This is a genomic window from Skermanella sp. (assembly GCF_059503625.1).
In genome coordinates, this window is record NZ_JCACHA010000851.1 from 1 (window position 1) to 8,376 (window position 8,376).

At 64.5% G+C, this 8,376-nt stretch carries 10 protein-coding genes; 5 read left to right on the top strand and 5 right to left on the bottom strand.

From position 1 onward, the window contains the following. On the top strand, positions 1–234 hold a 234-nt coding region (locus tag AC5JJ6_RS30800), incomplete at its 5' end, for a hypothetical protein (RefSeq protein WP_496045710.1). Then, complete coding sequence (locus AC5JJ6_RS30805) at positions 231–647, top strand: response regulator transcription factor (RefSeq protein ID WP_496045711.1); 417 nt, start codon at positions 231–233, stop codon at positions 645–647. The genes AC5JJ6_RS30800 and AC5JJ6_RS30805, both read left to right, overlap by 4 nt. On the opposite strand, the gene AC5JJ6_RS30810 is transcribed toward AC5JJ6_RS30805, so the two are convergent. Then, on the bottom strand, positions 580–1,161 hold the full coding sequence (locus AC5JJ6_RS30810) for a hypothetical protein (protein ID WP_496045712.1): 582 nt from the start codon (positions 1,159–1,161) through the stop codon (positions 580–582). The two genes, AC5JJ6_RS30805 and AC5JJ6_RS30810, sit on opposite strands and share 68 nt — an antisense overlap. Before the next feature lie 83 nt (positions 1,162–1,244). Continuing rightward, positions 1,245–2,072: a hypothetical protein gene (locus tag AC5JJ6_RS30815; RefSeq protein WP_496045713.1), complete on the bottom strand. Its 828-nt coding sequence runs from the start codon at positions 2,070–2,072 to the stop codon at positions 1,245–1,247. A gap of 308 nt (positions 2,073–2,380) precedes the next feature. Here AC5JJ6_RS30815 and lpdA point away from each other — a divergent pair, with 308 nt between their 5' ends. Both lpdA and AC5JJ6_RS30825 read left to right on the top strand, forming a co-directional pair. Then, a complete protein-coding gene (gene lpdA, locus AC5JJ6_RS30820) occupies positions 2,381–3,787 on the top strand; it encodes a dihydrolipoyl dehydrogenase (protein ID WP_496045714.1) in 1,407 nt (468 codons plus the stop codon). After that, a complete protein-coding gene (locus AC5JJ6_RS30825) occupies positions 3,765–5,021 on the top strand; it encodes an MFS transporter (protein ID WP_496045715.1) in 1,257 nt (418 codons plus the stop codon). Before lpdA ends, AC5JJ6_RS30825 begins: the two co-directional genes overlap by 23 nt. Positions 5,022–5,029: 8 nt before the next feature. Here the strand turns inward: AC5JJ6_RS30825 and AC5JJ6_RS30830 are convergent, their stop codons facing one another. The 3 genes from AC5JJ6_RS30830 to fsa all read right to left on the bottom strand — a co-directional run bounded on the left by AC5JJ6_RS30830 (position 5,030) and on the right by fsa (position 7,463). Further along, positions 5,030–6,004 carry a tyrosine recombinase XerC gene (locus AC5JJ6_RS30830; protein ID WP_496045716.1) on the bottom strand — a complete coding sequence of 325 codons (975 nt, stop codon included), beginning with the start codon at positions 6,002–6,004 and terminating at the stop codon, positions 5,030–5,032. Beyond that, entirely contained in the window at positions 5,983–6,723 is a 741-nt protein-coding gene (locus tag AC5JJ6_RS30835) for a DUF484 family protein (protein ID WP_244619613.1), read from the bottom strand. Before AC5JJ6_RS30835 ends, AC5JJ6_RS30830 begins: the two co-directional genes overlap by 22 nt. A gap of 68 nt (positions 6,724–6,791) precedes the next feature. Further along, on the bottom strand, positions 6,792–7,463 hold the full coding sequence (fsa, locus tag AC5JJ6_RS30840) for a fructose-6-phosphate aldolase (RefSeq protein WP_496045717.1): 672 nt from the start codon (positions 7,461–7,463) through the stop codon (positions 6,792–6,794). Positions 7,464–7,566: 103 nt separating this feature from the next. On the opposite strand from fsa, the gene AC5JJ6_RS30845 reads away from it, so the two are divergent. Then, on the top strand, positions 7,567–8,376 hold an 810-nt coding region (locus AC5JJ6_RS30845; RefSeq protein WP_496045718.1), incomplete at its 3' end, for a primosomal protein N' family DNA-binding protein.

Below are 8,376 nucleotides of genomic sequence, written 5' to 3' on the forward strand. Positions count from 1 at the left end.
TCGGCCGCAGACCGCGCCGATGTGGTCGCCGAGCTATGCAACGTCATCGCCGGTAACTTGAAGGGCTTGATACAAGGCGAAGTTACCCTGTCCCTGCCAACCGCCGAGGAAGTAGGTACCGGAGCGGCAGGCAGCCAAACTCCACCCGGCAGCGGCGCTATCGCGGTCGATGTCGCCCTTCTTTTTCTGGGCCAGCCAATCGCGGTCCGGATTTTCGAGTACCCTGCGCCATGAAGCTTCCCGCTACACTTCAGGTACTGCTGGCCGACGATTCTAGAACCATGCGGGCGCTCATCAAAGGCAACTTCATCTGGCCGGGAACCAGTTTCCAGTTTATCGAAGTGGATAACGGCGTCGATGCTGTCGCCGCCTATCGCTCCCGGCGGTTCGATATAGTGCTGCTCGACATTCACATGCCCGGCCTTGATGGCTTGCGTGTGCTGAGCGCGATCCGGTCCTACGATCCCTGCGCGCTGGTCTACATGATCTCCTCCGATACCAGCATGGCCGCCAGCGGCACGGCGCAGGACTATGGCGCCGCAGTATCTCGGTCACGCGCGCACTATCTTCTGATGGCGTTCAGGCGACAGCACTCAGCAGCGGCAAGGTCAGGTTGTCTTCATCGGCGTCCAGGTGCTCGATCCTGAAGGGTGCCCGCACGCCGCCGTTCAGCATCTCGGCGCATTCCAGCGACCGGCGGACCCGATGCTCGGCCGGCTGGCCCGCCGTCGAGGCGAGCGAACCCAGCGCATAGTCGGCGCCGCAGCCGATGGCGTGGAAGCCCCGGTTGGTTTCGCAGACCTGATAGTCGCTCTGGATCGAGAACAGCCGGCCCTGATAGGCCACCAGGAAACTGCCGCCCTGTTCGGCGTCGTTGTTCCGCTGGGCATAGCCGCCTTCCTTCAGGCAGTTCCGGACTTCGTCCACGAAATCCATCACCATGTAGCGGAAGACGTCCATGCCTTCGGGACGGGGAGGGGGCCGCAGGCGGAAAGCCAGCAACTGACCCATCCGGAAGGAACTGGTGAAGCCGATCAGGAAATCACCATTGCGGAAGACTTTGGGGTCGGCGCGTACGGTGATATCCAGCCCCGAAACTCCGGCGCTGTCGCCGCCCATCCATACGCGGCGGCCGTCGATCAATCCTACGATACAGGTCATTGTTTCCCCGGATTGGCAAAATTAACCAATCCAGCATCCTGCATCGTGGTTAACAACAAGTTATCGAACGGTAAGGCCTCCAATCACCTCCGCCCACCCGACCGCTTGCCTTTTCCCTTATTGGCAAGCCCCTCGCGCACGATCATGTCCTTCTTGAACTGTTCGAAGGCGAAGAAGATGCTGATGATGCCGTCCGCGGTGCCGTCGCCATAGTAGACGTCCATCTTCGTCCGTCCCTCCGGCTTCTTGACCATCTGGTCGTAGCGGCCGAACACCACGTCGAAAACATCGCAGAAGTCCCGATCGGTGAACTTGTAGGCGTTCGCTTCGATGTTGGCGACGATTATCCCGGTGAAGCTCTGGCGTTGCTGGTTGAACTGCTTGAAGCGCAGCAGCATGCGGATGAAGATCTTGTCCGCCAGCATGCTCATCGTCTCGTCGGCTCGGATCAGCGGCCATGTCTGGGCGTCGTCGTCGGTGCCGATGGTGGCGAAGATCGCCTGAGCCTGGCTGTTCAGCATTTCGTACTCGGCGTTGCTGAACAGGTTGACGATGTTCCGCTGGATGCCGCGGACGATCACCTGGGGAAAGTACTTGCCGCTGCCGGGATCCATGCGCGACGGGATGCCCGTGATCAGCAGCGAGAAGACGAACCGTGTCAGGAAGTCCTTGCGCCGTGCATCGGGGTTGTAGGCCCGCGCGCCGATCTTGTCTATGCAGAGCCGGCAGTTGGCCTTGAAGGCGGGCAGAGTCTTTGGCCAGAATCCCTCGATCAGGTTGAACGCCCGGTCCAACTCTTCCTTCGTAATGTGGTCCTTCCGGTCGAACTGACCCGACAGGGCCTCATAGAAGGTCCGGATCAGCGTGCGCGCCAGATCGTGCTGCGTTTCGTGAAACGTGTCTTCGGCCATGTTCTTGCTTCGATTGGATGCCGGAGGATAGGGGCGTCGCCCGTCCCCTCATCACGTGACGACATCATGGGGGCCGCCGCGGTTAAGGAAGAATTACAACGATGCCAAACCATCTCCGGTACCCATGCGACCCATCGCCGCGTGTGTGCCTCCCATGCGCACAGGGCAACGCGGAAGTGCGTGAATCCAGCCATTTCCGTGGGTTTGCCGAAGTTTGAGAGATTGCCACGAGCGGCTTGAAGGGCCATAAATCGCAACCGCAAAGCATGGCCCGCCCGCGAGCTGCCCACGGAGGCGAAGAAGAAAAGATGCCTGAGAAAACCTACGACGTCGTCGTCATCGGCGGCGGACCCGGCGGTTACGTTGCCGCCATCCGCGCCGCACAGCTTGGCCTGAAGACGGCTTGCGTCGAGCAGCGCAAGACGCTCGGCGGCACCTGCCTCAATGTCGGCTGCATTCCGTCCAAGGCGCTGCTGACCAGCTCCGAGAAGTTCGAGGAGGCCAAGCACACGCTCGCGGGCCATGGCATCAAGCTCGGCTCGGTCGAACTGGATCTGCCGACCATGATGGCCAACAAGAACAAGGTCGTCAAAGACAACACCGCCGGCATCGAGTTCCTGTTCAAGAAGAACAAGATCGATTGGCTCAAGGGCAAGGGCCGCATCTCCGCCAAGGGCGAAGTCACCGTGGAAGGCGACGGCGGCGCCGAGGTGATCGGCGCCAAGAACATCATCATCGCGACCGGTTCCGAGTCGATCCCGGTCCCCGGCGTCGAAGTCGACGAGCAGCGCATCGTGACCTCCACCGGCGCGCTCGAACTGACGGAAGTGCCCAAGCGCTTCGCAGTAATCGGCGGCGGCGTCATCGGGCTGGAACTGGCATCCGTCTGGAGCCGCCTGGGCGCCGAAGTGACGGTGATCGAGTATCTCGACCGTATCCTGCCCGGCCTGGACGGCGAAGTGTCCAAGCAGATGCAGCGCATCCTGGGCAAGCAGGGCTTCACCTTCAAGCTGGGCACCAAGGTCACCGGCGCCGCCGCCGGAAACGCCGGCATCACCCTGACGGTCGAGCCTTCCAAGGGCGGAGAGCCGCAGCAGGTCGAAGCCGACGTCGTCCTGGTCGCCATCGGCCGCCGTCCCTACACCGCCGGCCTGGGTCTGGAAGAGATGGGGATCGAGGTCAACGCACGGGGCCGCATCGTCACCGATGCCCATTGGCAGACCAGCGTCCCCGGCGTCTACGCGATCGGCGACGTGATCGAAGGCCAGATGCTTGCCCACAAGGCGGAGGACGAAGGCGTCGCGGTGGCGGAGTTCATTTCCGGCCAGTCGGCCCATATCAACTACGACGCCATTCCGGGCGTGGTCTACACGTGGCCGGAAGCCGCCAATGTCGGCAAGACCGAGGAAGAGCTGAAGGCGGCCGGGGTCAAGTACAAGACCGGCAAGTTCCCCTTCACCGCCAACGGACGTGCCCGTGCCCTGGGCTATACCGACGGTTTCGTGAAGATCCTGGCCGATGCGGCGAGCGACAAGGTGCTGGGCGTCCATATCGTCGGCCCGAACGCCGGCGACCTGATCGCCGAAGTGACCCTGGCGATCGAGTTCGGCGCTTCGGCCGAGGATATCGGCCGCACCTGCCACGCTCATCCGACCCTGGCCGAGGCGGTCAAGGAAGCTGCATTGGCGGTGGATGGCCGGCCGATCCATATCTGATCCGGCTTCCGGTTCCGCATTCCGCCTTACGGTGGTGCTCTGCCTTGCCGAGGTTCTCGGCATGGCGGGCACCATGACTTTCCCGGCCCTTCTGCCCGCTTTCTTCGCTCAGTGGGGGATCGGGAATGTCGAGGCGGGCTGGATCAACGGGGTGTTCCACGGCGGCTATGTCGCCGCCGTGCCCGTCTTGGTAACCCTGACCGACCGGGTCGATCCCCGGCGGATATATCTGTTCTCGACCGCCATCAGCGCCATAGCCCTGCTCGGCTTCGCCCTGTTCGCCGACGGGCTGTGGAGCGCTTCGCTGTACCGGGCGATCGGCGGCGTGGGGTTGGCGGGAACCTATATGCCAGGCCTGCGCATCCTGTCGGACAATACCGGCGGACCGCGCCAGGGCCGTTACCTCTCCTTCTACACTGCCTGCTATGCGCTGGGCTCCAGTACCTCGGTCCTGCTCGCCGGTCTGGTCGGCGGAGCGATGGATTGGCCTGCCGCCTTCACCGCCTCGGCTGCCGCTACAACCGTGGCGCTGGTTCTGGCATGGTGGGGAATCCCCAGGGCGGGGCCGGAGCGGGCGGTGCCGCCGCAGGCGCTGCTTGATTTCCGCCCGGTCCTGCGCAACCGGGCCGCGATGGGCTATATCCTGGCCTATTCCGCCCACTGCTACGAGTTGTTCGGCCTGCGCGCGTGGCTGGTGGCCTTCCTGGCCTTCGCTTACGCCCTCGACCATGGAGCCGTGTCCGAAGGCGCCATCCCAGCCGTGGTGACGATGCTCGGCACCGTCATCCTCCTGCTCGGCCTGCCAGCCAGTATTCTGGGAAACGAGGCCGCGACCCGGTTCGGCCGCCGCCGCTTCCTGATCGGCATCATGACGGGTTCGGCGGCGCTGGCCTGCGTCGTCGGGTTCTCGGCGGCGCTGCCATTCTGGTTGGCCGTTTTCGTCGTAGGCCTCTACGGGATCACCGTCACCGCCGACAGCGCGTCGCTGACGGTCGGCGCCGTCACCAATGCCGCTGCCGGCCAGCGCGGAGCCACCATGGCGGTCCACTCCTTCCTGGGCTTCACGGCTGCCTTCGTGGGGTCCGTCGCCTTCGGCGGCATCCTGGACCTTGCCGGGGGCGGCGCCAGCCTGCTCGCCTGGGGGCTGGCCTTCGCGGCCCAGGGCGCCGTCGTGGCGCTCGGGCCGTTAGCACTGATGGCGTTGGGTGACATGGGGGCGGTCAGGCAGCGCTAGCTTGCTGCCTATTCGCTCTTCTTCGTCCGCGCCCTCGGATGGGCGTTCTCGTAGATCCCAAGCATCTGTTCAGGATCGAGATCCGTGTAGAGCTGGGTGCTCGACAGGGAGGCATGGCCGAGAAGATCCTGAATGGCGCGCAGATCGCTGCCGTCGGCCAGCAGATGAGTGGCGAAGCTGTGGCGTAGCGCGTGCGGCGTGGCGGTATCCGGCAGCCCCATCAGCGGACGCAGGTCACGCATCCGCTTCTGTGCGATCGACGCGTTCAGCCTGCCACCACGCGATCCGACGAACAGCGGGCCGTCGGCGGTCAGGGCATACGGACAGGCCGCGACGTAGCTTTCCAGCGCTTCCCGGACCACGGGCAGCACGGGGATCATCCGCTGCTTGCGGCCCTTGCCGGTGACCAGGAGAGTCTCATCCGGCATGTCGCACCGGTTCAGGCTCAGAGCTTCGTCGATTCGGAGCCCGCAGCCGTACAGCAGCGTGAACAGCGCGCGGTCGCGCTTGCCGATCCAGGCTTCGTCCGCCCATTCCTCGGCTGTGGTCAGAAGGCTGGCGGCATCTCCTTCCGTCAGCGGCTTCGGGAGCCGCGTGGGCAGCTTGGGCGCCTGCATCAGGCCGATCGTCGGATTGTGCATCTGCCCGCTTCGGTCAAGCCAGCGGAAGAAGTTGCGGACACCGGACAGCGCGCGGGCGCGGCTTGCCGTGCCCAGCCCATCGGCTGCCTGCCGCGCCAGCCAAGCGCGGAAGTCCATGAAGCGCGCTTCGCTCAGATCGTTGATCGAGGGAGGACGGCCGTGATAGCCGGTCAGAAAATCCAGGAAGCCGGAAAGATCGGCGGTATAGGCGCTGAGCGTGTGCCGCGACACCCGCTTTTCCATCTCCAGCCATCGCCGCCACGCCGCGATCGCGGCATTGACGTCCTCGGCGCAGGAGAAGCCGAGGACACGCGCGGGTTTTACTCCGGCAGGTCCAGCCATGCCCGGATACTGCGTTCGATCACACGGGCCAGGAAACAGACGAGTTCGGTGCCCTGACCGGAATGGAACATCTCCGGATCGCGGCTGCCGAAGGCGAGCAGACCGGCGGGCGTGTCTTCGCTTACCTGTATGCGGATCAAGGCCTGCGAGCGCACCAGACCGGCGGCGGCGCCGAAGATCGCGGGATCGCCGTTCAGGTCGGAATAGAGCATGACGTCGCGCTTGCCCAGCCAGCCATCGACCGTACCCGACTCGACCACCCGTACGCCGGTGGTGTGTACGTGCGGCTTCTCGGCACCGTTGGCCTCTACCGCCAGAGCCGCAACGTCCAGGTCCAGCAGGACGGCCAGATCGGTCGTGATGGTCTGGATCAGCTGCTCGAACGTACGGGCATCCAGAAGGAACAGAACAGCGGCGTGGATGCGGTTCTGGTTGTTGATGTTGGCGCGGGTAGTGGAAATCAGCTCGCGCTGTTGGTCTTTCAGCCGCCCAAGCTCACCCCGCAGCCGCTCCACCATGAAATACTGGAAGTCCGCCACACCGTTGCCATGGGACATGGCGGGGGGAGTCAGATGCTGGACCAGATCGGCGTGCTGGTTCAGGAAATCGGGATGTTCGCGCAGATATGCCGCGACATCCTCCGCGTTCAGCGCATCCATCGTCCGGTGGCTATGTCCGCTCTCCCGAGCCATCAGCGTCGGCCCCCTGCCATCATCCAACCCCGTGCCATTTCCCAAGGATATCACCCGTGTCCTAACGGTTTCTCTCCCGGCAACGTCTTGTGAGCTTACTTAGCGGTCTTGTCCAGGATCGACTGACCCGTTTTGGCCCAATCCGCGACGAATTGCGCAAGACCTTTTTCGGTCAAGGGATGGTTGAAAAGCTGGCGCAGCACCGACGGCGGCATGGTCGCGACATGGGCGCCCATCTTGGCGCTTTCCGTGATGTGGATCGGGTTGCGGATCGACGCCACCAGGACCTCGGTCGTGATGCCGGGATACTGGTCGTAGATCTGGACGATATCCGAGATCAGCTCCAGCCCGTTATGGCCGATATCGTCCAGCCGGCCGACGAAGGGCGAGATGAAGCTGGCGCCGGCCTTGGCGGCCAGCAGTGCCTGTGCCGCGGAAAAACACAAGGTGACATTGACCATCGTGCCGCCGGACGACAGGATCTTGCAGACCTTCAGTCCGGCGGGGGTCAGCGGTACCTTGACGGCGATGTTCGGCGCCAGCGTCGCGAGGTAGCGGCCTTCCTCCAGCATCGTTTCGAAATCGATCGCGGCCACTTCGGCGCTGACCGGACCGGGAACGATCTGGCAGATTTCCTTGACCAGCTCGATGAAATTCTGGCCGGACTTGGCTACCAGGGAGGGGTTGGTGGTAACACCGTCCAGGAGGCCGGTCTCGGCGAGATCCCGGATTTCGGCGAGATCGGCGGTGTCGATGAAGAACTTCATCAGGAATTGGTCCTTGATTGATCTTTGCAGCGGTTGCGGCAAGTGCCAGCCCACTTGGCGGATTGCAAGTGGGCGGCGTGTAAACCCGGAGGCAGTTTAACCCATGGCGGACCATGGTTCCAGTTCCGCCCCCGGATTCGATTTCGGCGATGAAGAACAGGTCGGCGGCAATCGTCCCGTGCCCCAGGCCCGGCGCGTCGCCGTCCTGCTGCCCCTGCCGCTGCCCGAGGCCTACGACTACAAGGTTCCCGCCGGGATGGAACTGGGGGAGGGCGACTACGTCGAAGTGCCGCTGGGTCCCCGTCACTTGCTCGGCGTGGTCTGGGGGCCGGGAACCGGCGAGGTTTCCGAAACCAAGCTCCGTCCGGTGGCCCAGCGCTTCGACATCCCGCCGATGCCGGAAATCCACCGCCGCTTCATCGACTGGGTCGCCGCCTACACCATGGCGCCACCCGGCGCCGTGCTGCGCATGGCCCTGAGCGCCATCGGCGGGATGGAGCCGCCGAAGCCGATCACCGCCTACCAACTCGGCGATCCCGGACGCCTGGCCGAGTTGCGGATGACTGCGGCACGCCGCCGCGTGCTCGACCTGCTGGCCGACGGGCCGCCGCGTCCCTCGGCGGAACTGGCGCTGGAGGCCGGGTGCAGCGCCGCGGTCGTGCGCGGTCTGGCCGATGCCGGTGTGCTGGAGCCGGTGCTGCTGCACCCGACCCGCAACATACCGGCGCCGGACTGGCGGCTGCCCGGACCCGTTCTGTCGCCCGAACAGGCGGCAGCGGCGGAGTCGCTGCGCGGCAAGGTCGCGGCGACCGGCTTCAGCACGACGCTGCTGGACGGCGTCACCGGCTCCGGCAAGACGGAGGTCTATTCCGAAGCCATCGCCGCCTGCCTGGAAGCCGGACGGCAAGTGCTG

Excerpts from the sequence above, each read along its gene's own strand:
- AC5JJ6_RS30805 (WP_496045711.1), top strand. The coding sequence starts at position 231 with ATGAAGCTTCCCGCTACACTTCAGGTACTGCTGGCCGACGATTCTAGA.
- AC5JJ6_RS30810 (WP_496045712.1), bottom strand. The coding sequence starts at position 1,161 with ATGACCTGTATCGTAGGATTGATCGACGGCCGCCGCGTATGGATGGGC.
- AC5JJ6_RS30815 (WP_496045713.1), bottom strand. The coding sequence starts at position 2,072 with ATGGCCGAAGACACGTTTCACGAAACGCAGCACGATCTGGCGCGCACG.
- lpdA (WP_496045714.1), top strand. The coding sequence starts at position 2,381 with ATGCCTGAGAAAACCTACGACGTCGTCGTCATCGGCGGCGGACCCGGC.
- AC5JJ6_RS30825 (WP_496045715.1), top strand. The coding sequence starts at position 3,765 with ATGGCCGGCCGATCCATATCTGATCCGGCTTCCGGTTCCGCATTCCGC.
- AC5JJ6_RS30830 (WP_496045716.1), bottom strand. The coding sequence starts at position 6,004 with ATGGCTGGACCTGCCGGAGTAAAACCCGCGCGTGTCCTCGGCTTCTCC.
- fsa (WP_496045717.1), bottom strand. The coding sequence starts at position 7,463 with ATGAAGTTCTTCATCGACACCGCCGATCTCGCCGAAATCCGGGATCTC.